This is a genomic window from Streptomyces sp. AC627_RSS907 (genome assembly GCF_019049165.1).
Genome location: NZ_JAGMUE010000800.1, coordinates 1 through 638, shown reverse-complemented (window position 1 = coordinate 638; position 638 = coordinate 1). Strand labels below are relative to the sequence as shown.

Genomic DNA, 638 nt, shown 5'->3' with positions numbered 1-638 from the left:
CCGGAGAGCGGAGCGCGCCCCGCGCCGGCGGCGCCCTCGGTGCCCGCACCGTCCGCGCCCTCGGCGACCGCGCGCACGGGCGAGCCCTCATCGGCCAGGACGGAGTTGGGCGGCGGTGCGTCCTCGCCGGTGAAGCCCGGCTCCAGGCGCAGGTCGTCCGCCTCGGTCGGGAGGAGGTCGCCGGGGCCCATGTCGCCCGGGCGCAGCCGCTCGCTCCAGGGCACCCACTCCGGCGCCAGCAGCGCCTCGGGCCCGGGCAGCAGCACCGTCTCGTCGAGCGTGACGGCCTTGGCGCGGGAGGCGCGGGCGACGGTCACCGCCCAGCGCCAGCCCCGGTAACCGGGTTCCGCGCACTCGAAGAAGTGGGTGACCACGCGGTCCCCGTCGGCCGCGAGGGCGACGTGTTCGCCGACGGGGCCCGGGAACGCCGCCTCCTCGGCCGCCGCACGGGCAAGATCGACCGCCTCGGCGCACAAGCGGTCCGGGGTACGGCTTCGCATCGCAGCACTCACAAGAATCGATTCTCTCCTACGCCGTCTCACGAGCGCGCCGGCCAAGCAGCCGGGACAGCGGACGGAGCGGACCTGTGGACCGCGTCGACGTCCGCGCCCGAACGGCCTCGGACGCACCAGTTACGT

General features: G+C 76.0%; 1 protein-coding gene. It reads right to left on the bottom strand.

Annotation, left to right across the window (positions count from 1 at the left end):
• A partial coding sequence (locus KUM32_RS38710; protein WP_217146479.1) for a DUF3027 domain-containing protein occupies window positions 1-500 on the bottom strand: 500 nt, incomplete at its 3' end.
• Window positions 501-638 lie beyond the last annotated feature (138 nt).